Below are 21,582 nucleotides of genomic sequence, written 5' to 3'. Positions count from 1 at the left end.
GCACCGTATACGGGCGGGTCGTACGTTTGAGCGTTTCCGGGCCGGGCTAGGTTGAGGCGTATGGCTTCGACGAACGGTGCTGCTCAGGTGCTGGTTGCCTCCAACCGGGGCCCGGTCTCCTACTCGGTCAAGGACGACGGCTCGCTGCACGCCAGACGGGGCGGCGGCGGGCTGGTGTCCGGGCTGTCGGCGATCGGGCCGGACGCGGGCGCCCTGTGGGTGTGCTCGGCGCTGTCCGACGGCGACCGGGAGGCGGTGCGGCGGGGCGTCGGCGAGGACGGCGTGCGGATGCTGGACATCCCGGCCGACGTGCACGCCGACGCGTACAACGGCATCGCCAACTCGGTGCTGTGGTTCGTGCACCACATGCTGTACCAGACGCCGCTGGAGCCGGTCTTCGACGCGGAGTTCCGGCGGCAGTGGGCGTCGTACGAGACGTACAACCGGGCCTTCGCCGAGGCGCTGGCCGAGGAGGCGGCCGAGGGCGCGGCGGTGCTGGTGCAGGACTACCACCTGTGCCTGGTCCCGGGGATGCTGCGCGAGCTGCGCCCGGATCTGCGCATCGGGCACTTCTCGCACACGCCGTGGGCGCCGCCGGAGTACTTCCGGATGCTGCCGCACGACATCCGCGCCCAGCTGGTGTGGGGCATGCTCGGCGCGAACCGGCTGGGGTTCCTGACCTGGCGGTGGGCGTCGCTGTTCATGTCGTGCGCCGGTGAGGTGGACGGCGAGCGGATCTCCCCCAGCTGGCCGAGCGGCGACCCGCGCCGGTACATCGAGCACACGCCGACGGGCCGGCCGCCGCTGACGACCACGCTCATCGGGGTGCACGGCCTGGGCGCCGACGCCGAGTTCCTGCGCGCCCGCTCCCACGAGCCGGACGTCGAGGAGCGCATGGCGGCGCTGCGGGAGGAGATCGGCGAGGGCCGCCGGACCATCGTCCGGGTCGACCGCACCGAGCTGTCCAAGAACATCGTGCGGGGCCTGCTGGCCTACCGGCAGCTGCTGGAGGACCACCCCGAGTGGCGCGAGCGGGTCGTGCACGTGGCGTTCGCCTACCCCTCCCGGCAGGACCTCGCCGTGTACCGCGACTACACGGCCGAGGTGCAGCGCGTGGCGCGGGAGATCAACGAGCGGTACGGGACGCCGGGCTGGACCCCGGTCGTGCTGCACGTCCAGGACGACTTCGCCCGGTCGCTGGCGGCGTACCGGCTGGCCGACGTGGCCCTGGTCAACCCCGTCCTGGACGGCATGAACCTGGTCGCCAAGGAGGTGCCGGTCGTCTCCGACAAGGGCTGCGCGCTGGTGCTGTCGCGGGAGGCGGGGGCGCACGAGGAGCTCCGCGAGGACGCGCTCGTCGTCAACCCGTACGACGTCATCGACACGGCCCGGGCGCTGCACGAGGCGCTGGCGATGGCACCGGAGGAACGGGCGGCACGCTCCAAGCGGCTGGCCGCGGCGGCGACCGCGCTGCCGCCTGCGCAGTGGTTCCTGGACCAGCTGAACGCGCTGAGGGGCTGAGCATGGGCACCGACTCGCTGCCGACGCCCGCCACCCGCCCCGGGCGGCAGGGCCTCGACGCGCTCCTGGCCCGGCCGGGCAAGGCGCTGGTCGGCCTGGACTTCGACGGCACGCTCGCGCCGATCGTGGCCGACCCCGAGCGGGCCCGGGCGCACCCGGAGGCGGTGCCCGCGCTGGCCGCCCTCGCCCCGAAGGTGGCCGCCGTCGCCGTGATCACCGGCCGGCCGGCCGAGGTGGCGGTACGCAACGGGGGCTTCGCGGGCGTGCCCGGCCTGGAGCACCTCGTGGTGCTCGGCCACTACGGCGCCGAGCGCTGGGAGGCCACCACCGGCCAGGTCACCGCACCTCCCGCGCACCCCGGGGTCGCCGCCGTACGCGCCGAGCTGCCCGGTGTTCTGGACCGGGCCGGGGCCGCCGGGCAGGGCACCTGGGTCGAGGAGAAGGGCCGGGCGGTGGCCGTGCACACCCGCCGGGCCGCCGACCCGCAGGCCGCCTTCGAGGCCCTGCGCGAGCCGCTCACCGCGCTGGCCGCCCGGCACGGCCTGATCGTCGAGCCCGGCCGGATGGTCCTGGAGCTGCGCCCGCCGGGCATGGACAAGGGCGTCGCCCTGCTGGACTTCGCCCGCGAGATCGGCGCCGGCTCGGTCCTGTACGCCGGCGACGACCTGGGCGACCTGCCCGCCTTCGCCGCCGTCGACACCCTGCGCACCGACGGCACCCCCGGCGTGCTGGTGTGCAGCGGCAACGACGAGGTCACGGAACTGCGCGAACGCGCGGACGTGGTGGTCCCCGGCCCGGAGGGCGTGGTGAGCCTCCTGCGCACCCTGGCCGAGCGGCTGGCCTGAGCCCGCGCGCGGCCCGCGCCGGCCGTCCCGTGGGTGCCGCCCCGCTGCCGGCGGCGCGCCCGCCGCCACCCGGCACGGGCACGGCGGTGGGGCCGCCCCGGCGGCGGACATCCCGTGAGCCGCCCGGCTGCGGGCGGTCGTGCCGCTGGGGCGGCACGGGTGGGCGAGGGGGCCCGCTCGCGTGAAACCGAGAGTGAGGGGCGCTTCCGGACGCGCCGGGTTGCGCTCCCACCCGGCCCGGGCGCCGACGCCCAGCACCCTGAGAAGCCTCGTGCTCAGCGTTCCGCCCGCCGGGCCTCCCGGACCCGCCGCAGCCGGTTGACGGTCACCGGGTCGTGGGCCAGGGCGCGCGGATCGTCCAGCAGGGCGTTGAGGAGCTGGTAGTAGCGCACCGGCGCCAGCCCCAGCTCCTCCCGTATCGCCCGCTCCTTCGCGCCGGGGCCCGCGAAGCCACGGCGCTCCAGAGCGAGGATGTCCTGCTCACGGCGTCCGAGCTGCTCCTGGTCCATGGCAGGAACCGTAGCCCCTGCCACCGACAACACGGCTGCCGGCCGGCTACTGCTGGGCGCTCTCCGCCCGGGTCGCCGTCGTCTGGAGCTGCGTCAGGACGCCCGCCGGGCTGCCACCGGGCGCGACCGCCTTGCCGATCCGCTTCTTGATGTCGGCGCTGACCTCGGCCCACGAGGTCTGGCCGACCGGATACAGCTCGGAGGACTGCAGCTCCTGCAGGAACGGCTTGAGGTCCCGGTCCTCCTCCGCCCCGGCCATCGCCGCGGACGCGGAGGTGGTGACGGGCAGCAGGTCGTACTCGCGGGAGAAGGCGAGGACGTTCTTGTCGCTGTAGACGAAGTCGAGGAAGTCGCCGATCTGCTCGGCGTGGCCGTTCTTCTTGAACGCCAGCATCCAGTCCGCGACACCGAGGGTCCGCTTGCTCACGCCCTCGGCGCCCGGCATCGGCACCATGCCGAACTTCACGCCCTTCTTCGCGGCGATCTTCATCAGCGACGGGTGCCCGTTCAGCATGCCGACGTCCCCGTTGGCGAAGGCCTCGAACGCTGCGGCCCGGTTGAGCTCACCGGGGGCGACCGGACCGGTCAGGCCCTTGTCGACCAGCTCGTCCTTCAGCCAGGTGAACGTCTTGACGTTCTGCGGGGAGTCGATCTGGTACGTGCCGACGTCGTCGGTGTAGCCGCCCCCGCCGCTGAGCAGCCACTGCAGCGTCTCGGCCTGCGCCTCCTCCGGCCCGAGGGGCAGGGCGTACGGGTACTTCACGCCCTCCTCCTTCAGCGCCTCGGCGTCGGAGGCGAGCTGGGCCCAGGTCTTCGGCGGGGTGAGGCCGGCCTTGGCGAAGAGGGTCTTGTTGTAGAACAGCACGCGCGTGGAGGAGGCGAACGGCATGCCGTACTGCACCCCGCTGACCTCGCCCGCGGTGGACAGCTGCGGGACGAAGTCGGCCTGCACGGGGATGGAGAGCACGTCGCCGGCCTTGTAGAGCAGGTCCTTGGCCGCGTAGTCGGCGTACGCGCCGATCTGCGCCATGTCCGGCGGGTCCCCGGCGTCGACCATCTCCCTGACCTTGCGGTCGACGTCGTTCCACGAGTACACGCTGACGTCGATCTTGACTCCGGGGTGGTCCTTCTCGTACTCCGTGACGAGCTGGTCCCAGTACTTCTCGGAGCTGTTGGCCGCGCTGTCGCCGTAGTCGGCGGCGACCAGTCTCAGGGTGACGTCCCCCGAGACACCGGTGAGGCCGCAGCCGCCCAGGACCGCCGTCATGCCCAGTGCGGACACCACCGCGATCGTTCCTGTCCTACGCCGACGCTGCACCGTTTCCCCACATCTTGCTCTGCGAAATTTTTCGAATCATCAGACTTTAGGTCTACACCACGTGAGTGGACTAGACCTCTTGCGGGTCCCCGGGCCACACTGTCCCCGTGAGACATGTCATCGCCCTGGACGTGGGCGGCACCGGGATGAAGGCCGCCCTGGTCGGGGCGGACGGCGCCCTGCTGCACCAGGCGCGCCGGGCCACCGGCCGGGAGCGCGGCCCGGAGGCCGTCGTCGCGGCGATCTTGGACTTCGCCACCGAACTGCGGTCGTACGCGGCGCGCCGCTTCGGTGAAGACCCCTGCGCCGCGGGCCTCGCGGTCCCCGGCATCGTCGACGAGGCGCACGGCACCGCCGTCTACGCCGCCAACCTCGGCTGGCGCGACCTGCCCCTGCGCGACCTGCTGGCGGCCCGGCTCGGCCTCCCGGTCGCCCTCGGCCACGACGTGCGCACCGGCGGCCTCGCCGAGGGCCGTCTCGGCGCGGGCCGGGGCGCCGACCGGTTCCTGTTCGTCGCGCTGGGCACCGGCATCGCGGGCGCCATCGGCCTCGACGGCCGGGTGGAGGCGGGCGCGCACGGCTTCGCGGGTGAGATCGGCCACATCGTCGTACGGCCCGGGGGCACCGACTGCCCGTGCGGGCAGCGCGGCTGTCTGGAGCGGTACGCGTCCGCGGCGGCCGTCAGCGAGGCGTGGGCGGCGGCCTGCGGCGACCCGGGCGCGGACGCCGCCGACTGCGCGAAGGCCGTCGAGTCCGGCGACCCGCGGGCCCGGGCGGTCTGGCAGACGGCGGTGGACACCCTGGCCGACGGCCTGGTCACCGCCCTCACCCTGCTGGACCCCCGCGTCCTGATCATCGGTGGCGGCCTGGCCGAGGCGGGGGAAACCTTGATCACGCCCCTGCGGGACGCCGTCCGGCGCCGGGTCACGTTCCAGAAACTGCCGGACATCGTCCCGGCCGCCCTGGGAGACACCGCCGGAAGCCTGGGCGCGGGCCTGCTCGCCTGGGATCTCCTGGACCGAACCGACCGTACGGAGGTAACCCCCTGATGGCCGACGCCGCTCAAGGGGCGCGGGACAGCGTCGATATGCGGCTCCGCCGCGGGGCGCGACCAGCCACGACGCACCCGCACCCCGCCACGGCCGGAACACCCCTGGTGCTCACCGGCGCCCGGGTGGTCCTCCCCACCGGAACCGTCGAGAACGGCCGGCTGGCCGTCGACGGCACCCGCATCACCCACACGGCCCCGGAACACGCTCACGTCATCGACATCCCAGGCCACTGGGTCGTCCCCGGCTTCGTGGACCTGCACAACCACGGCGGCGGCGGAGCCTCCTTCACCTCCGGGTCGGTGGAGGACGTACTCCAGGGCATCCACACCCACCGCCTGCACGGCACCACCACCCTGGTCGCCTCCACCGTCACCGGCGACATGGACTTCCTCGCCCGGCGGGCCGGCCTGCTCAGCGAGCTCGCCGAGCAGGGGGACATCGCGGGCATCCACTTCGAGGGACCGTTCATCTCCCCCTGCCGCAAGGGCGCGCACGCCGAGGACCTGCTGCGCGACCCGGACCCGGCGGAGGTCCGCAAGCTGATCGACGCGGCACGCGGCCACGCGACGATGGTCACCCTGGCCACCGAACGGCCCGGCGGCATCGACGCGGTGCGCCTGCTCGCCGAGCACGGCGTGATCGCGGCCGTCGGCCACACCGACGCCACCTACGAGCAGACGGTGGAGGCCATCGACGCGGGCGCGACCGTCGCCACGCACCTGTTCAACGCGATGCCCCCGCTCGGCCACCGCTCCCCCGGCCCGATCGCCGCCCTGCTGGAGGACGAGCGGGTCACGGTCGAGCTGATCAACGACGGCACGCACCTGCATCCGGCCGCGCTGCAGCTGGCGTTCCGCCACGCGGGCGCGCACCGGGTCGCCTTCATCACCGACGCGATGGACGCGGCCGGTTTCGGCGACGGCCGCTACATGCTCGGCCCGCTGGAGGTGGAGGTCGCCGACGGGGTGGCCCGGCTGGCCGCGGACGGCACGATCGCCGGCTCCACCCTCACCCTGGACCGGGCCTTCAAGCGCGCGGTCACGGTCGACGGGCTGCCGGTGCAGGACGTGGTGCGGGCCCTGTCGGAGAACCCGGCCCGGCTGCTCGGCATGGCGGACACGATCGGCTCACTGGAGCCCGGGAAGTTCGCCGACCTGCTCATCCTGGACCAGGACTTCGAGCTCAGGGGCGTGATGCGCCGGGGCGTGTGGGTGGTCGATCCCCAACTGGCCTAATGCGTCCCGCTGTCGGAGAGACGGTGGCCGAGGCCTGGACTGGGCCGGCCGCCGTCTCTTTGGCATGATCGGCTCTCCGGAACGTATGGCGAACGGATGGCACATCCATCGGGGGAGGTCGGCCCAGGTGATCCTCACGGTCACGCTGAACACCGCTCTCGACATCACCTACCGCGTCGGGGCCCTGCGGCCGCACGCCTCCCACCGGGTCTCCGAGGTGCGGGAACGCCCCGGCGGCAAGGGCGTCACCGTGGCCCGGGTCCTCGCGGCCCTCGGGCACGAGGTCTCCGTCACCGGCTTCGCCGGGGGCACCACCGGCCGGGAGGTCCGGGAGCGGCTCGCCGCGGTGCCCGGGCTGGTCGACGCACTGGTCCCGGTCGGCGGCGCCACCCGCCGCACCGTCGCCGTGGTCGACGAGCACACCGGCGGGACCACCCGGCTCGACGAACCCGGCCCGCTGATCACCCCCGCCGAGTGGTCCGCCTTCCAGAAGGCCTACGAGGGCCTGCTGCCGGCGGCGTCGGCGGTGGCCCTGTGCGGCAGCCTGCCGCCGGGTGTGCCGGTGGGCGCGTACGCCGGTCTGGTGCGCACCGCCCGGGCCGCCGGGGTGCCGGTGCTGCTGGACACCAGCGGGGAGCCACTGCGCCGGGGGGTGGCGGCCCGCCCCGACATCATCAAGCCGAACGCCGACGAGCTGGCCGAGCTGACCGGCTCCCACGAGCCGCTGCGGGCCACGCTGGACGCCCGGCGGCGCGGCGCCCGGGCCGTGGTGGCCTCGCTCGGCGCGGAGGGCCTGCTGGCGGCGACCTCCGAGGGCCGCTGGCGCGCCAGGCCGCCCGCCCAGGACCGGGGCACCCCGGCCACAGCCGGCGACGCGGTGGTCGCGGGCCTGCTGTCGGGCCTGGTCGACCGGTTGCCGTGGCCGGACCGCCTGGCCCGCGCGGCAGCACTGTCGGCGGCGACGACGCCGGCAGCGGACGAGGTCGACCGGGCGGCGTACGGGGAGCTGCTGGGCCGGGTGTCGGTGACGGGCGAGGCCAGCGCGGCCTGAGGCCTCCTACTTGACCCAGCCCTTGACCAGCCACAGCTGGTCGATGAGGGCGTCGCACTGGTTGCCCTGCTCACAGGACAGTTTGACGGTGTTCGTGCCCTTGTTGAGCTGGACGTAGTTGTAGGTCTTCGTCCAGCCCTTCTCGTAGTCGCCCGCGCCGGCACCCGCCCAGTTCTTCAGGTCGACGGGCGTGGTCAGGGGCGTGCCGTTGACCGTGAGGGTGGCGTTCTGGTCCTTGCCCGGCACGCTGTAGCCGACGAACACGGTGTACTTGCCGGCCTTCTCGATGCCGTTGAAGGTCCAGGTGACCGAGGCGCCGGCCTTGTTGAAACCCGTGACGTAGACGCCGCCGTCGGCTTTCGCACCCTTGATGTCCGAGGCGGTCGTGGTCCCGCCTTCCAGGCGGAGCGCCTTGGCGTCGGTCTTGGGCAGCTCGGCCTGGCTCGCGCCGCTGCTGCTCGCCGACGGGCTCGGCTCCGCGCTCTGGGACTGCCCCGGCGTCGCACCGCCGGCCTGCGTGCCGGTGTCGTCCGGCTCCTTGTCGCCGCCCAGCATGACCACGCCGATGCCGATGACGACCGCGGCGACCACCGCGACCGCGCCGATCAGCAGCCCCTTGGTGTTCGGGCCGCGGCCCCGGCCGCCCGCGCCGGCCGCGGGAGCCTGCTGCTGCACGGTGGTCGCACCGCCGGGGAAGGTCTCCGGGGCGGCGTAGTGGGCGTTGGGCCGGCCGTACGTGTTCTGCTGCTGCGACACCTGACCGTACGGCGCCGTCTGCGCCTGCTGGCCGTACTGGCGCTGTCCGACCGTCCGCACACGGTTGACCGCGTTGGGGTAGCCGTAGCCACCGGACGGCGGCTGGGCCCCGTTGGCCTGCCCGTCGGCGTACAGATAGCCGAACGGGTCGTCGTCCTCGGGCGTGCTCGCGCCGTTGTTGCCGGGCGTCATCCCTTGGTCTCCTCAGTCAGGTGCGTGTGGATGCGGTACGGGTGGTGAGACCTGCGAGCCTACCCGCTCCACGTGACCCAAACGGGTGACTCAGACCGCATCGACTCGCTGACCTGGGGGTCAGCCCGCGCGTCTGTGTTGTTTGGGACGAGATCGTTTCTCGACGTACATCCGTTCGTCGGCGGACTTCAACACTTCGTCCGCAGTCATTCCACAGTGCGCCCACCCGATGCCGAAGCTGGCGCCCACCCGGACGGCCCGGCCCTCGGCGCGGATGGGCTGGATGATCTCGTTGCGCAGCCGCACCGCGAGGTCCTGGGCGTCGGCGCGGCCGAGCCCGTCGGCGAGGATCACGAACTCGTCGCCGCCGAGCCGGGCGACGGTGTCGCCGTCGCGTACGCCGTTGCTCAGGCGGCGGGCGACCTCGATGAGGACGGCGTCGCCGGCGTTGTGCCCGAAACGGTCGTTGATCGACTTGAAGCCGTCGAGGTCGCAGAAGAGCACCGCGAGGCCCTTGGTGCCGTCGTCGCGGTCGGCGGCGGGGGCGACGGTGTGCACGTGGTGGTCGTAGGCGTCGTACGCCTCCGCGGGCGGCGGGAAGGCGAAGCCGTGGCCGACCGAGTCGAAGGCGGGGTGGCCGAAGGCCGCGTCCTGCGACTCGATCCCGGCTTCGGCGGGATGCGGGGACGTGGACCGCTGGCACAGCCGGGCGGAGAGCCGGGCGCGCAGCTCGGCGGAGTTGGGCAGGCCGGTGAGGGAGTCGTGGGAGGCGCGGTGGGCGAGCTGGAGCTCGCGGCGCTTGCGTTCCTCGATGTCCTCGACGTGGGTGAGCAGGAAGCGGGGCCCGTCGGCGGCGTCGGCGACGACGGAGTTGCGCAGCGACACCCATACGTAGGTGCCGTCGCGGCGGCCGAGCCGCAGCTCGGCGCGTCCGCCCTCGGCGGAGGTCCGCAGCAGCGTGCCTATGTCCTCGGGGTGGACGAGGTCGGAGAAGGAGTAGCGCCGCATCGCGGAGGCGGGGCGGCCCAGCAGGCGGCACAGGGCGTCGTTGGTGCGCAGGATCCGGCCGTGCTGGTCGCCGCCCATCTCGGCGATGGCCATGCCGGAGGGGGCGTACTCGAAGGCCTGCCGGAAGCTTTCCTCACTGGCCCGCAGCGCCTGCTGCTCGCGTTCCAGACGGACCAGGGCGCGCTGCATGTTGGCGCGCAGCCGGGCGTTGCTGATCGCGATGGCGGCCTGGAAGGCGTACATCTGGAGCGCCTCGCGGCCCCAGGCGCCGGGCAGCCGGCCGTTGCGCGGCCGGTCCACGGACAGCACGCCGATCAGCTCGCCGCTCGTTCCGCCGCCCTGCGGGCCGGGCGCGTACATCGGCGCGAAGAGGCGGTCGGCGGGGTGCCACTCGTCCTCGAAGCGGGGCGCGGGCCCGTCGGTGTACCACTGGGGGACGTCGTCGTCGTCGAGGACCCAGCCCTCGGTGTGCGGTATGAACACCAGGTCGCCCCACCGCTCGCCCATACTCAGCCGGCGCTCCCAGGACTCGCGGGAGCCGACACGGCCGGTGATGAGCGCCTCGGCGGCGGGGTTGCCTGCCAGGGCGGCGACGACGAGGTCGCCGTCGGGGCGTACGAGGTTGACGCACGCCAGCTCGTAGCCGAGGGCGTTGACCGCGCCGTCGGCGACGGTCTGCAACGTGTCCGCCAGGCTGCGGGCCGTGTTCATGTCGGCCATGACCTGGTGCAGTTGTCGCAGGGACGCAAGACGGACGTAGGGTTCCGACTCGGTCTCCATGCTCGCCCTCCCCCCGAGACCTCGCAGCGAATCAAGGGTTCTCTTCGGCGTATCGTCCTAGTGGCTTCCCCGCCACTGAATCACAGCGCGCTGCCCACTCGGTACACAGGGTCAACAATTCTCGCCTCTTGTGACTCAAGTCACAGGCAAACGTGAGCAATTGCGTGGAGATTCTGCGTTCTTCTGCGTTCTTCTGCCTTCTTCTGCCTTCCTCTGCTTCCTCTGCCTTCTTCCGGTGCGTCCTTCCGCGGACCTAGGTCCCCGCTCGGGCCGAGGTCCGATGCGGTGCGCGGGCGGCGGCGACTAGCGTTTCGAACGTGCCGAACACTCCCGCTGTCACCTCGCCGATGATCCCCTCGCCCGCCGCCGGGCATGCTGAGGGGGTGAGCAACGACGAGTTCCGCGCGGCGATGTCCCGGCTGGCCGCCGGCGTGGTCCTGGTGACCGCGCAGGAGCCGCCGCTCGACCCGGACGACCCCGGCGCGCCGGGCGGCGAGGACGTCGGCATGACGGCCACCGCGTTCGTGTCGGTGTCGCTGAACCCGCCGCTCGTCCTGGTCAGCGTGCGCGAGGGCTCCCGCATGGACGAGGTGCTCGCCGAGCAGCCCCTGTGGGCGGTGTCGGTGCTCTCCGAGGGCCAGCGGCACATCGCCGGCCGCTTCGCCATGAAGGGCCGGCTCAGCGACCGGCTGCTGTTCCAGGACATCCCGTACGTCCGCGGCGAACACACCGGTGCGCCCCTGGTCGGCGGCGCCCTGGCCACCCTGGAGTGCCGCACGGAGCAACGGGTCACGGCCGGCGACCACACCCTGGTGATCGGCCGCGTCCTGACGGCCCACACACCGAACACGGACACCGGCCCGCTGACGTACTTCCGGGGCCGGTACCGGCATCTGGGCTGAACGGGGCCAGCCCGGGGACCCGGACGACCCGGGGACCGAACGACCCGGGGACCCGCACAGCCCCAGGCCCCGCACAGCCCCAGGCCCCGCACAGCCCGAGGCCCCCGGACGCCCGGTCCCCGAGCAGGCCGCGGCCCGGCCCGGGAAGCCCGGCGCCGCCGGCCGTAATCCCGTGGCCCTCCGGGGAACACACGGCCTAGCCTGCCCGCATGGCCCCCTCCGCGCTCCGCCTCGAAGAGATCACGCCCGCTCGTCTCGACGCCGCGCTCGGGATCCGGGTCCGGCCCGAGCAGGAGCACGCGGTCGCGCCGGTCGTGAAGTCGCTCGCCGAGGCGTACGTCCATCCCGGCGTCGCCTGGCCCCGGCTGATCGTCGACGGCGGCCGGCCGGTCGGCTTCCTCATGGCCTTCTTCGGCATCGACTGGAGCGGGCAGGGCCGCGGCCCCGTCCGTTCGGGGTTGTGGCGGCTGAACATCGACGCCGCCGAGCAGGGCAGGGGCTACGGCCGGTTCGCAGTGGAGTCGGTGGCCGGCGAGATCCGCCGCCGGGGCGGCACGGAGCTGTACGTCACCTGGCATCCCGGGCCCGACGGCCCGGAAGGGTTCTACCTGGGGCTCGGCTTCCGGCCGACCGGTGAGACCAACGGAGGGCAGATCGTCGGGGCGCTGGCCCTGTCGTAGGGGTCGGGCTACGTCCAGTCCCGCGCGGAGCGCCCCCGCTTGGTCTCCGAGCGCTGCTTCTTCTCCCGCAGCCGGCGCTCGTTGATGCCGCGCGGGATCCGGGTCGGCCGGCGCGGCTTGGGCGGGGGCGCGGTGGCCTCGGCGAGCAGCGCCGCCAGGCGTACGGCGGCGGCCTCGCGGTTGCGCCACTGGGAGCGGTGCTCGGAGGCGCGTACGGTGATCACCCCGTCCACCAGCCGCCCGGCCAGCCGCTCGAGAGCCCGCTGCTTCCACACCTGTGGCAGCGCCTCGGTGCGGGCCAGGTCGAAGCGCAGCTCCACCTGGGAGTCGGTGGTGTTGACGTGCTGTCCGCCGGGCCCCGACGACCGCGAGAAACGCCACATGAGCTCGGCCTCGGGGAGCGAGACGGAGCCGCGGATGAGATAGGGACCGGACATGCCGTACATGTTCCCGCCCCTGACCGGTCCACGTCACCTCAATAATCCGGACCGGGCCCGTTCGGTAAAGAAAGTAAAGACGCGGGAACCTCCGGCACCCCCCGCGGCGTTCCTTGGGGTAGCTGTAGCTTCGTGCCCGTACGCAACGAGGGAAGGGACTCCCAACAATGGCTGTAAGCCTGTCCAAGGGTGGCAACGTCTCGCTCACCAAGGAGGCTCCGGGCCTGACCGCTGTCACCGTGGGCCTGGGCTGGGACGTCCGCACCACCACCGGCACGGACTTCGACCTCGACGCCTCCGCGATCGCGGTGAACACGCAGGGCAAGGTCTACTCGGACGCCCACTTCGTGTTCTTCAACAACAAGCAGACCCCGGACAACACGATCGTCCACACCGGCGACAACCGCACCGGTGAGGGCGCCGGCGACGACGAGGCGATCAACGTCAACCTCGCCGCCCTCCCGGCCGACATCGACAAGGTCGTCTTCCCGGTCTCCATCTACGACGCCGAGAACCGCGGCCAGAACTTCGGCCAGGTCCGCAACGCCTACATCCGCATCGTCAACCAGGCCGGCGGCGCCGAGATCGCCCGCTACGACCTGTCGGAGGACGCCGCCACCGAGACCGCCATGGTCTTCGGCGAGCTGTACCGCAACGGCGCCGAGTGGAAGTTCCGCGCGGTCGGCCAGGGCTACGCCTCGGGCCTGGTCGGCATCGCCCAGGACTTCGGCGTGAACGTCTGACGCGACGCCCCCGTCCGAGGACATCCACGTCCGAGGACATCCGCGTCCTGAGAAGCCCCCGGTCCGGAAAAAGACCGGGGGCTCCGGTGTGTCCCGCGTTAGGTTCACCGCGTGACCCCCGGACCACCCCACCTGACCCTCGAGCCGCTCCCGCTCACCCGCGAGAGCGCCCCCGGGCCCGGCATCCCGGCCCCGCTGCTCGCCGAGCTCACCGCGCTGTACGTCTCCCACCGCGACTTCCACGCGCTCAGCGGCGACTTCCCCGACCCCGACGACATCCGCCCGGAGCAGGTGGCGGCCGCGCTGGCGGCCGAGCTGGCGCACCCGGACGCCGAGGTGCTGCTCGCCCGTGACGCCGGGCGCCTGGCCGGCATCGCGATCACCCTCGCCCACCACCCCGACCCGGCCGACCCCGACCCGTGGATCGGCCTGCTGATGATCGACGCGCGTCTGCACGGCCGGGGCTACGGCCGCCGGCTGGCGTCCCTCGTCGAGGACCGTTTCCGCGCCGCCGGCCGCACCGCCGTCCGCCTCGCCGTCCTGGACGGCAACGCCAGGGCCCTCGCCTTCTGGACGGCCCTCGGCTACCAGGTCATCGACCACCGCGCCGACCGCCAACGGGGCCGCCCCTGCGCGGTGCTGCTCAGGCGGCTGACCCCCTGAAGCCCGGTCAGGGCCGCTTCGGCCGCCCCTCCCCGTACAGCCAGTCCGCCCAGATCCGGCCGAAGTCCTCGTCGGGGGCCTGCCGTTCCACGTACGCGGTGAAGTCGCCCGTGCTCGCCGTGCCGTGGCGGTGGGCGGCCGCCCAGCCCTTCAGGATGTCGTGGAAGAGGTCGTCGCCGACGGTCTGGCGGATCTTGTGCAGGACCATCGCGCCGCGCCAGTACACCGGCGGGTCCGACAGGTGCGCGGCGCTCGCCGGCCGGGCGGGCGGGAACGCCCAGAGCGCCCGGTCGTCCTCCTCGGTGTCGAAGTAGTCGCCGGCGTACAGCGCGTCGAAGGTCTCCTGGGCGGTGTCGCCGCCGTGGTCCTCCTGCCACAGCCACTCGGCGTACGTGGCGAACCCCTCGTTGAGCCACATGTCCCGCCAGGTCCGCGGGGTGACGGAGTCGCCGTACCACTGGTGGGCCAGCTCGTGCACGAGCGTGTCGAGGTCGGGGGCGCCGGGGAAGAAGGGCCGGGTCTGGGTCTCCAGGGCGTACCCGGCGTCGTCCGGGCGGTCCACGACGGCGCCGACGGAGGAGAACGGGTAGGGGCCGAAGGTCGTCCCGGCCCAGTCCATCACCTCGGGGAGCCGCGCGAGCACCGCCCGGCTCGCCTCGGCCTGGTCCGGGTCGACGGCCGTGTACACGGGCAGACCGCCGCCGGTCGTGGAGCGGTGGATCTCGTACGCGCCGATCGCGACGGTGGCGAGGTAGCTCGCCATCGGCTCCGCGGTGTGCCAGGCGAAGGTCGTACGGCCCCGCTCGGTGTGCTCGGCGGTCAGCTCCCCGTTGGACACGGCCCGCAGGCCCTCGGGCACGGTGACGGTGATGTCGTACGCCGCCTTGTCGCGCGGGTGGTGGTTGCCGGGGAACCACGTCATCGACCCGGCCGGCTCGCCCAGCGCGACCGCCCCGTCCGCGGTGCGCAGCCAGCCCTCCTTCGAGTCGTCCGGGTCGGTGAGGGTCTTGGGGGCCCCGGAGTAGTGGACGGTCACGGCGAACGTCTCGCCCTCCTCCAGCGCGCGGGACGGGCGCACGGTGAGTTCCTGACCGGCGCGTTTCCAGCGGGCGGCCTCGCCCTCGACGGTGACCTTCCGGACCGTCAGGCCCTTCAGGTCGAGGTTGAGCGCGGACAGGTCCTGGGTGGCGCGCGCGGTGATCGTCGCGGTGCCGGTGAGGCGGCGGGGCCCGGGGTCGTAGGACAGGCGCAGGCCGTAGTGGGTGACGTCGTAGCCGCCGTTGCCGGCCTTCGGGAAGTACGGGTCCCGCAGCCCGGCGCCGCCGCGGCTGCCGTGGCCGCCACCCCCGCCGCAGGCGGTCGGGGCGAGGACGAGGAGGGCGAAGACGGCGGCAATGCGCGCGAACCGGGGCACGCTCGTGATCCTACGGGGACGTGACACCATCACCCCCGTGCTCGACATCGGCTACGCCCTCTCCCAGCGCTTCCCCGACCCGCCGCAGACCGACTACCGCCGCGCGGACGTCCGTGCCCTGCGGCACGACCTGTTCTGCGGCGACGTCTACCTCGCCGACACCGAGACGGACCGGGAGATCTCCACAGCCTGGGGATGGGTGCCGGTGCTCGACTTCGCGTGGGCGCTGTGCGACATCGTGGAGCGGCTGGACCGGGACCCGGCCGGCTCCCGCGCCTCCCGCCCGCAGCGCGCGGAACTCGACTTCACCGAGTCCACCGACCGGCTGCTGTTCGAGCGCCGCTTCGGCTGGGTCGACATCGCCTCCGACTGGATGCCCGCCGAGGAGTCCCCGCTGAGCTTCTCCCACGCCGAACTGCGCCGCGAGGCACGGGACTTCCTGCACGACCTGATCGCCGACCTGTGCGACCTGCACGAGGACCTCGCGGAGAACCCGGCGATCTGGACCCTCCAGGCCCGCTTCCCCAGGGTCCCGTGAACGTCCGGGAGCAGTGACGCGCATGACCGCACCACGCGTGACCTACACGATCGATTACAAGGTGAACCCGCCGGCCGTCGTACGGGACGGGGCACCGGGCCCGGAGGGCGTGACGGTCCGGCTCTCCCGCACCGCCGACGGCCCCGCCCGCGACCGCCTCGACTCGGTCCGCGGCTTCCACCTCCTCGCCGAGGACGGCACGTACCTCGGCCGCCTGCTCACCACCCAGCCCCTCGGCTACCGCCTGAGCGGACGCCCCGCCGTCTACGACGTCCTCGACGCCCGCGACGTCCCGCTCGGGCGGATCACGCTCCGGCGCCGCCGCGCCTTCCGGTGGGGCCGCACACGGTGGACGGTGGAGCCGGCCACGGGTCCCGTACTGCACGGTTTCCAGGGCCGGCTGGTGTGGTGGGCGCTGTGGTGGCCCCTGGGCGCGCCGATCCGCCTGGTGTGGCTGGTCATGGCCCTGCTGGGTGACGGGGACGACGGCTTCGGCCCGCCCCGGCGCATCATCTGGCGCGACGCCTCCCGCCGGACCCACCTCGTCTTCCGCGGCCTGGCCGGCACGTACGAGGTACGCGCCCCCGGCCTGGACCCCCGCCTGGTCAGCGCCCTGGTGGGCCTCCACCAGTCCCTGGACCCCAACGAGGAGGCACGGACCGCGTACGGCTGGTACTAGGAACGGCCCAGCTTCCGGTCCCGCGGTCGTCCAGAGGTCTGATGCCGCTGTGGCGGGCACGGAAAACGGCGCCGCCCGGCTCAGGCCCTGCCGAGGAGCCGCCGCGCGATCTGCAGGTGCTCCGCCTCCAGCGGCCGGCCGCCCTCGATCTCCCACAGGCAGTTCTGCAGGACGCGGCCCAGGGTCCAGGCGCGGGCCCGGGCGCGGTCCAGGCCGAGGACGCCGGTCATCGCGTCGAAGCGCGGGCTGATGCCGTCCGGGTCGAAGCGGTTGTACAGGGCCGGCAGCAGCTCGAAACCCGGATCGCCCGCCAGGGGCTTGGGGTCGATGGCGAGCCAGGGGGCGCGGTCGGCGGCGAGGACGTTGTCGTAGTGCAGGTCCCCGTGCAGGAGCCGGTCACCGGGGGTGCCGGCGACCTCCCGTACGGCGGCCGCGCAGTCGGCCAGCAGCCGGCGGGTCCCGGGGTCGGGGACCCGCTCCAGCGCCCGGGGAGTGCGCTCCAGCATGGCCCGGGCGAGGTCGCCGAGGCGGCGCAGACCGGGCGGGGCGGGGACGGAGGTCAGGTGGGCCAGGAGTCCGGCGATGACCAGGGCCGCCGCGCGGGCGTCCGGCAGGTGGCGGAGCATGCGCGCCGGATCGAGGCGCTCCAGCAGCATCGTGCCGGTGGCCTCGTCGTGGTCGAGGAGGCGTACGGCCCCGTCCCCGTCCCACACGCGCAGCGCGACCGGCTCGCCCTCGCTCTCCGCGTCGAGGAGCTGCAGCTTGAGCACCGCCGGGGTGCCGTCCGCCCGGCGCACCACCGGAAGGACCAGGGCGCACACACCCGACATCGACGGGCCGTCCGGACGCAGTCCCCAGCGGTCGAGGAATTCCGTCGCCAGGCCGGGCAGCCGCTGCACGAAGGCGCGGCCCCGCGCCCCGTTGTACTTCTCCTGCGACAGGGCCAGTTCCGCTGGGACGTCGATCACCTCACCCACGCTACCGGTGGGCCCACCGCGGGCCCTCAGGCCACCGACTCCGGCACGGGCGTACCCGCCGCGGTGCCGTGTTTCGGTGCCCCGGCCGTCACCATCGACCCCGCGACCAGGCCCGCCAGCAGCATGATCCCGGCGGCCCACCATAGGGCGACCGTGTAGCCGTGGACGACGCCCTCCCGTACCACCTCGGCCCGCCGGGCCGGGCCGTGCAGATGGGCGGTGACGTAGGCCGAGGTGCTCGTGGTCGCGATCGTGTTGAGCAGGGCCGTACCGATGGAACCGCCCACCTGCTGCGAGGTGTTCACGGTCGCGGAGGTCACCCCCGCGTCCCGGGGGGCCACCCCCGCGGTCGCCGTCGAGAACACCGGCATGAACGTCAGCCCCATCCCGAGGCCGATCAGGATCAGCGCGGGCAGGATCTCGGTGGCGTACGAGGAGTCCACGGTCATCCGCGTCAGCACCACCATGCCGCTCGCGGCCAGCAGCATCCCCGGTGCCAGCAGCAGACGCGGCGGCACGTGCGGCAGCAGCCGCGCCGAGATCTGCGTGGAGCCGACGACGATCGAGGCGGTCAGCGGCAGGAACGCCAGACCCGTGCGCACCGGCGAGTACGCGAGGACGGCCTGGAGGTAGTACGTCATGAACAGGAACAGCCCGAACATGGCGATCACCGCGAGCATCATGGTCAGGAAGCACCCGGCCCGGTTGCGGTCCCGCACGATGTGCAGAGGCAGCAGCGGCCGCTCCACCCGGGACTGCCACCACACGAACACGGCCAGCAGGACGGCCCCCGCCGCGAACGCCCCCAGCACCAGACCGTCCGACCAGCCCCGCGACTCCGCCTCGCTGAACCCGAAGACCAGCGCCACCAGCCCCCCGCAGCCCAGCAGCACCCCGGGCACGTCCAGCCGCGCCCCGGCATGCCCGGGCCGGTCGCGCAGCAGCGTGAGCGCACCGCACACCGCGGCCACCGCGATGGGCACGTTGACGTACAGGCACCAGCGCCAGTCGAGGTACTCGGTGAGCAGCCCGCCGAGGATGAACCCGATCGCCGACCCGCTGCCCGCCAGCGCCCCGTAGATCCCGAAGGCCTTCCCCCGCTCCCTCGGATCGGTGAAGGTCGTGGTCAGCAGCGACAGCGCCGAGGGCGCCAGCACGGCGGCGAACACACCCTGCAGGGCACGGGCCGCGAACAGCAGCCCCGCAGTGGTGGCCGCGCCCCCGAGCGCCGAGGCGGCGGCGAAACCCACCAGCCCGATCACGAACGTCCGCCTGCGCCCCACCAGATCGGCGATCCGCCCGCCCAGCAGCAGCAACCCGCCGAAGGCCAGCGTGTACGCCGTGATCACCCACTGCCGGTCGCCGTCGGACACGCCCAGGTCGCGCTGCGCGGACGGCAGCGCGATGTTCACGATCGTCGCGTCCAGCACGACCATCAACTGGGCGAGGGCGATCACCACCAGACCCCACCATCGGCGGGGGTCGGCGTGCACGGGAGCCGCGGCCTCGCCTGTCCGGGTGCCACTCATCTCGCCAGAACACCACGAGACGGGACGTGGCGCACCCGCCGGACCCCTGGCGTTCCCCCGTCCCGGTCACGCCGTCACGCCGCCACGGCGGCCGGGGCTGCAACGGCCCTCCCGGCGGTCACCGCCGCTCACCGGCCGCCACGCGGCCTCGGACTGCGACAGACTGCCTCGGTGCCACCGGCCACGACAGGTACCGCCGCGCCACGCGGGTCACGACGCCACGGCGCACAGACTGCCCGGGCCACCCGGCCCACCACGTCACCGCCACCACGGCCGCCACAGACTGCCCGGGCCACCCGGCCCACCACGTCACCGCCACCACCACACGGTCACGACGGCCACGGCCGCCACAACCTGCCTCGCCGCCCGGCCACGACGGTCACCGCTACGGGGGGCACGGCGCCGCGGTCGCCACCGACTGCCTCGCCGCCACGGCGCCGCCCGTCCCACCGGTCACCGCGACTGCCGTCACCGCTGTCACGGCTCCAGCACCACCTTCCCCACCGTCCCCCGCCCCTGCAGAGCCCGGTGCGCGGCGGCGGCCTCGGCCAGTGGGAACCGCTGGACCGCCGGCACCAGACGCCCCGCCGCGGCCTCGGCCAGCGCCCGCAGCTCCAGGGTCCGTACGGGATCCGGGCCGCCCGCCTTCTGCAGCATCACCGGCCCGAGCACCTGCTCGGACACCCCCTCGACGAGATACGGCGCCCCGTCCCGCACCCCCTCGCCGGACCACCCGAACACGATGTGCCGGCCGCCCGGCCCCAGCAGCCCGACGGCCTCCCGGGCGACCTGCCCGCCGACCCCGTCGAAGACGACCGTGGCACCCCGCCCGCCCAGGAACGCGCGCACCTTCCCCGGCCAGTCCGGCTCCGTGTAGTCCACGGCCAGGTCCGCCCCGTTGGCCCGCACCCGCGCGACCTTCTCCGGTCCGCCCGCCAGCCCGACCACCGTCGCCCCGGCGTTGCGGGCGTACTGCACCAGCAGCGTGCCGATCCCCCCGGCGGCCGCCGGCACGACGGCCACGCTCTGCGGCCCCAGCTCGGCGAACTGCACGATCCCCATGACCGTACGGCCCGTACCGATCATGGCGACGGCCTCGGCGAAGTCCAGGTTCTCCGGGACCTCGTGCAGCCGCCCGGCATCGGTGACGGCGAGCTCGGCGTACCCGCCCGGAGCGAACCCGAGATGCGCCACGACCCGCTTGCCGAGCCGGCTCTCCGGCACGCCCTCCCCCACAGCGTCGACGACCCCGGCCACCTCACGGCCGGGAATCGTCGGCAGCGCCGGCAGCTCGGGCAGCGGCCCCCGTATCCCCTCCCGCAGCGCCGTGTCCAGCAGATGGACACCGGCCGCCCGGACGGCGATCCGCACCTGCCCCGGACCGGGTCGCGGATCCTCCACCTCCTCCACGACGAGGTTCTCGGCCGGACCGAAGGCGTGCAGACGAACGGCGCGCATGGGACCCCCACTTCTCGACGACTGTCTCCCGGGCCCCAGTCTCCGGCCTCAAGCACGCTTGAGGTCAAGCTCCCGCCGGCCGAGCGCCAGCGACACCGCCGTCAGCGCACTGGTGAAGGACACCTCCGACAGCACCCCGGGAGCCGCCACCTGGTCCCCGGCCAGATACACCCCGTCGCCCCGGTCCACCGCCGGCCGGTCACGCCAGCTGCTCCCCGGCGGATCGACCGCCCCCGTACGCCCGTCCGCCACCGCCTCCCGCCGCCAGGCGACCCGCTCACGCCACCCCGCGAAGCCCAGGTCCAGCAACTCCTCCGCCCGCGCCACACCGTCGGCCTTCGACTCCTCCGGCCCGACCGGGATCTGACCCTGGATCACCTGCTCACCGGCCGGAGCGAGGGAAGGGTCCTGCGCCGTGAACCGCTCGATCCACCCCGGAGCGTCCAGGTCCGACACCACGAACGCGTCCCCGCGCCGCGTCCGCACCGCCAGGTCGACGAGCACGGTCCGCCCGCTCGGCCACACCAAGGACGCGTCCCCCAGCAGCCGCCGCGCCGCCGCCAACGAGGTCGCGACCACCACCGGCGTGTCCGTGGGCAGCGTGTCGACCCGCGCCAGCGTCTCCATCCGCACCCCCAGGTTCCACGCCCGTGCCGCCATCCGGTCGATGACGCTCCCCCACCCGCCCCGCGGATAGTGCGCCTCCGGCGGCACCCTCATGGCCCGCCGCAGCCGCTCCTGCACGAACGCGGCCGACAGCGCCCCGGGATCGTGGTGGAACAGCGCCACCGCCGCGTAGTGCGCGGCGGCCCGCGCCCCCTCCTCCCCCGCGACCCCGCTCGCCCAGGTCATGAAGTCGGCGTCCACCGGGGCCCGCTGAGCACTGCGCCGCAGCAGCTTCAGCATCGCGAAGGGCGGCGTACGGCGCAGCACCCCGCGGTGCCGCAACCGGAGCCGGGCCGCCTCCAGCGGCGGAACCGGGGCGAGCGGCCCGATGAGATTCCGCTGCTTCAGCCACGTCCAGTGCGGGCCGCCGCTGTACAGGGCGTGCGGCCCCTCGTTCGTCCGGTAGGGCCCCTCGGCGGTCCGCGCCCGCCCGCCGAGGGTGTGATGGGCCTCGTACACGGTGACCTTCGCGCCCGCCTCCGCTGCGGTGATGGCCGCGGTCAGTCCGGCGAACCCGCCGCCGATCACGGTGATGCGATGCATGACCCGGGATCTCCCTCTCGCTCCGGCCGCCCTCCTGGCGCCCGTGTCACGACTAGGACCGACCGAACCCCCCGGAATGTGACATG

The 21,582-nt window shown here is 73.7% G+C and carries 21 protein-coding genes; 11 read left to right on the top strand and 10 right to left on the bottom strand.

All coding sequences use genetic code 11. The features are described 5' to 3' along the window. Positions 1 to 60 precede the first annotated feature (60 nt). Both AB0K80_RS03100 and otsB read left to right on the top strand, forming a co-directional pair. Complete coding sequence (locus tag AB0K80_RS03100) at positions 61 to 1,521, top strand: trehalose-6-phosphate synthase (protein ID WP_365665234.1); 1,461 nt, start codon at positions 61 to 63, stop codon at positions 1,519 to 1,521. A gap of 2 nt (positions 1,522 to 1,523) precedes the next feature. Continuing rightward, positions 1,524 to 2,366 carry a trehalose-phosphatase gene (gene otsB, locus AB0K80_RS03095; RefSeq protein ID WP_365665232.1) on the top strand — a complete coding sequence of 281 codons (843 nt, stop codon included), beginning with the start codon at positions 1,524 to 1,526 and terminating at the stop codon, positions 2,364 to 2,366. A 275-nt stretch (positions 2,367 to 2,641) separates the two neighbouring features. On the opposite strand, the gene AB0K80_RS03090 is transcribed toward otsB, so the two are convergent. Next, positions 2,642 to 2,875 (bottom strand): DUF3263 domain-containing protein, encoded by a 234-nt coding sequence (locus tag AB0K80_RS03090; RefSeq protein ID WP_365665230.1) that lies wholly within the window; start codon positions 2,873 to 2,875, stop codon positions 2,642 to 2,644. Between the two features lie 46 nt (positions 2,876 to 2,921). Continuing rightward, positions 2,922 to 4,142: an extracellular solute-binding protein gene (locus AB0K80_RS03085; protein ID WP_365665834.1), complete on the bottom strand. Its 1,221-nt coding sequence runs from the start codon at positions 4,140 to 4,142 to the stop codon at positions 2,922 to 2,924. A gap of 158 nt (positions 4,143 to 4,300) precedes the next feature. Between AB0K80_RS03085 and AB0K80_RS03080 the strand changes: the two genes are divergently transcribed. From AB0K80_RS03080 to AB0K80_RS03070, 3 genes are all read left to right on the top strand, one after another. Then, positions 4,301 to 5,242, top strand: coding sequence for an ROK family protein (locus AB0K80_RS03080; RefSeq protein ID WP_365665229.1), 942 nt, complete (start codon positions 4,301 to 4,303; stop codon positions 5,240 to 5,242). Further along, entirely contained in the window at positions 5,242 to 6,480 is a 1,239-nt protein-coding gene (nagA, locus tag AB0K80_RS03075; RefSeq protein WP_365665227.1) for an N-acetylglucosamine-6-phosphate deacetylase, read from the top strand. The genes AB0K80_RS03080 and nagA overlap by 1 nt, the downstream gene beginning before the upstream one ends. Positions 6,481 to 6,607: 127 nt before the next feature. Next, positions 6,608 to 7,531, top strand: coding sequence for a 1-phosphofructokinase family hexose kinase (locus AB0K80_RS03070; protein ID WP_365665225.1), 924 nt, complete (start codon positions 6,608 to 6,610; stop codon positions 7,529 to 7,531). 6 nt (positions 7,532 to 7,537) lie between these two features. Here the strand turns inward: AB0K80_RS03070 and AB0K80_RS03065 are convergent, their stop codons facing one another. Together AB0K80_RS03065 and cdgB are read right to left on the bottom strand one after the other, a co-directional pair. Next, positions 7,538 to 8,479, bottom strand: a complete 942-nt coding sequence (locus tag AB0K80_RS03065; protein ID WP_365665223.1) for a carbohydrate-binding protein — start codon at positions 8,477 to 8,479, stop codon at positions 7,538 to 7,540. A 120-nt stretch (positions 8,480 to 8,599) separates the two neighbouring features. Beyond that, positions 8,600 to 10,267: a diguanylate cyclase CdgB gene (cdgB, locus tag AB0K80_RS03060; protein WP_365665221.1), complete on the bottom strand. Its 1,668-nt coding sequence runs from the start codon at positions 10,265 to 10,267 to the stop codon at positions 8,600 to 8,602. A gap of 347 nt (positions 10,268 to 10,614) precedes the next feature. On the opposite strand from cdgB, the gene AB0K80_RS03055 reads away from it, so the two are divergent. Both AB0K80_RS03055 and AB0K80_RS03050 read left to right on the top strand, forming a co-directional pair. Continuing rightward, positions 10,615 to 11,169 (top strand): flavin reductase family protein, encoded by a 555-nt coding sequence (locus tag AB0K80_RS03055; RefSeq protein WP_365665832.1) that lies wholly within the window; start codon positions 10,615 to 10,617, stop codon positions 11,167 to 11,169. A gap of 209 nt (positions 11,170 to 11,378) precedes the next feature. After that, entirely contained in the window at positions 11,379 to 11,849 is a 471-nt protein-coding gene (locus tag AB0K80_RS03050) for a GNAT family N-acetyltransferase (protein ID WP_365665219.1), read from the top strand. Between the two features lie 8 nt (positions 11,850 to 11,857). Here AB0K80_RS03050 and arfB read toward each other — a convergent pair whose 3' ends face one another. Then, positions 11,858 to 12,295 carry an alternative ribosome rescue aminoacyl-tRNA hydrolase ArfB gene (gene arfB, locus AB0K80_RS03045; protein WP_365665217.1) on the bottom strand — a complete coding sequence of 146 codons (438 nt, stop codon included), beginning with the start codon at positions 12,293 to 12,295 and terminating at the stop codon, positions 11,858 to 11,860. A gap of 158 nt (positions 12,296 to 12,453) precedes the next feature. Between arfB and AB0K80_RS03040 the strand changes: the two genes are divergently transcribed. Next, positions 12,454 to 13,029 (top strand): TerD family protein, encoded by a 576-nt coding sequence (locus AB0K80_RS03040; RefSeq protein ID WP_365665215.1) that lies wholly within the window; start codon positions 12,454 to 12,456, stop codon positions 13,027 to 13,029. A gap of 111 nt (positions 13,030 to 13,140) precedes the next feature. Further along, entirely contained in the window at positions 13,141 to 13,692 is a 552-nt protein-coding gene (locus AB0K80_RS03035) for a GNAT family N-acetyltransferase (RefSeq protein ID WP_365665214.1), read from the top strand. A 7-nt stretch (positions 13,693 to 13,699) separates the two neighbouring features. Here AB0K80_RS03035 and AB0K80_RS03030 read toward each other — a convergent pair whose 3' ends face one another. Then, complete coding sequence (locus AB0K80_RS03030; RefSeq protein WP_365665830.1) at positions 13,700 to 15,136, bottom strand: M1 family metallopeptidase; 1,437 nt, start codon at positions 15,134 to 15,136, stop codon at positions 13,700 to 13,702. Positions 15,137 to 15,143: 7 nt separating this feature from the next. Between AB0K80_RS03030 and AB0K80_RS03025 the strand changes: the two genes are divergently transcribed. Both AB0K80_RS03025 and AB0K80_RS03020 read left to right on the top strand, forming a co-directional pair. After that, entirely contained in the window at positions 15,144 to 15,644 is a 501-nt protein-coding gene (locus AB0K80_RS03025) for a hypothetical protein (RefSeq protein ID WP_365665212.1), read from the top strand. Between the two features lie 22 nt (positions 15,645 to 15,666). Then, positions 15,667 to 16,323, top strand: a complete 657-nt coding sequence (locus AB0K80_RS03020) for a hypothetical protein (protein WP_365665210.1) — start codon at positions 15,667 to 15,669, stop codon at positions 16,321 to 16,323. Between the two features lie 80 nt (positions 16,324 to 16,403). On the opposite strand, the gene AB0K80_RS03015 is transcribed toward AB0K80_RS03020, so the two are convergent. From AB0K80_RS03015 to AB0K80_RS03000, 4 genes are all read right to left on the bottom strand, one after another. Beyond that, entirely contained in the window at positions 16,404 to 17,300 is an 897-nt protein-coding gene (locus tag AB0K80_RS03015; RefSeq protein ID WP_365665208.1) for an aminoglycoside phosphotransferase family protein, read from the bottom strand. A gap of 26 nt (positions 17,301 to 17,326) precedes the next feature. Next, a complete protein-coding gene (locus tag AB0K80_RS03010) occupies positions 17,327 to 18,829 on the bottom strand; it encodes an MFS transporter (RefSeq protein ID WP_365665207.1) in 1,503 nt (500 codons plus the stop codon). A 477-nt stretch (positions 18,830 to 19,306) separates the two neighbouring features. Next, the gene (locus AB0K80_RS03005) at positions 19,307 to 20,287 is read right to left on the bottom strand and encodes a zinc-binding dehydrogenase (protein ID WP_365665206.1); all 981 of its coding nucleotides are present in this window, start codon (positions 20,285 to 20,287) and stop codon (positions 19,307 to 19,309) included. Positions 20,288 to 20,335: 48 nt separating this feature from the next. Continuing rightward, entirely contained in the window at positions 20,336 to 21,496 is a 1,161-nt protein-coding gene (locus AB0K80_RS03000; RefSeq protein ID WP_365665204.1) for an FAD-dependent oxidoreductase, read from the bottom strand. Positions 21,497 to 21,582: the final 86 nt, after the last annotated feature.

The organism is Streptomyces sp. NPDC052682 (genome assembly GCF_040678435.1).
Taxonomy (GTDB): domain Bacteria; phylum Actinomycetota; class Actinomycetes; order Streptomycetales; family Streptomycetaceae; genus Streptomyces.
This window is presented reverse-complemented; position numbering and strand designations above follow the sequence as displayed.

Bases quoted from the DNA above. Each gene is read 5' to 3' on its own strand.
- AB0K80_RS03100 (WP_365665234.1), top strand. From the start codon at position 61: ATGGCTTCGACGAACGGTGCTGCTCAGGTGCTGGTTGCCTCCAACCGG.
- otsB (WP_365665232.1), top strand. From the start codon at position 1,524: ATGGGCACCGACTCGCTGCCGACGCCCGCCACCCGCCCCGGGCGGCAG.
- AB0K80_RS03090 (WP_365665230.1), bottom strand. From the start codon at position 2,875: ATGGACCAGGAGCAGCTCGGACGCCGTGAGCAGGACATCCTCGCTCTG.
- AB0K80_RS03085 (WP_365665834.1), bottom strand. From the start codon at position 4,142: ATGACGGCGGTCCTGGGCGGCTGCGGCCTCACCGGTGTCTCGGGGGAC.
- nagA (WP_365665227.1), top strand. From the start codon at position 5,242: ATGGCCGACGCCGCTCAAGGGGCGCGGGACAGCGTCGATATGCGGCTC.
- AB0K80_RS03065 (WP_365665223.1), bottom strand. From the start codon at position 8,479: ATGACGCCCGGCAACAACGGCGCGAGCACGCCCGAGGACGACGACCCG.
- cdgB (WP_365665221.1), bottom strand. From the start codon at position 10,267: ATGGAGACCGAGTCGGAACCCTACGTCCGTCTTGCGTCCCTGCGACAA.
- AB0K80_RS03055 (WP_365665832.1), top strand. From the start codon at position 10,615: ATGATCCCCTCGCCCGCCGCCGGGCATGCTGAGGGGGTGAGCAACGAC.
- AB0K80_RS03050 (WP_365665219.1), top strand. From the start codon at position 11,379: ATGGCCCCCTCCGCGCTCCGCCTCGAAGAGATCACGCCCGCTCGTCTC.
- arfB (WP_365665217.1), bottom strand. From the start codon at position 12,295: ATGTACGGCATGTCCGGTCCCTATCTCATCCGCGGCTCCGTCTCGCTC.
- AB0K80_RS03040 (WP_365665215.1), top strand. From the start codon at position 12,454: ATGGCTGTAAGCCTGTCCAAGGGTGGCAACGTCTCGCTCACCAAGGAG.
- AB0K80_RS03030 (WP_365665830.1), bottom strand. From the start codon at position 15,136: ATGGTGTCACGTCCCCGTAGGATCACGAGCGTGCCCCGGTTCGCGCGC.
- AB0K80_RS03020 (WP_365665210.1), top strand. From the start codon at position 15,667: ATGACCGCACCACGCGTGACCTACACGATCGATTACAAGGTGAACCCG.
- AB0K80_RS03010 (WP_365665207.1), bottom strand. From the start codon at position 18,829: ATGAGTGGCACCCGGACAGGCGAGGCCGCGGCTCCCGTGCACGCCGAC.
- AB0K80_RS03005 (WP_365665206.1), bottom strand. From the start codon at position 20,287: ATGCGCGCCGTTCGTCTGCACGCCTTCGGTCCGGCCGAGAACCTCGTC.
- AB0K80_RS03000 (WP_365665204.1), bottom strand. From the start codon at position 21,496: ATGCATCGCATCACCGTGATCGGCGGCGGGTTCGCCGGACTGACCGCG.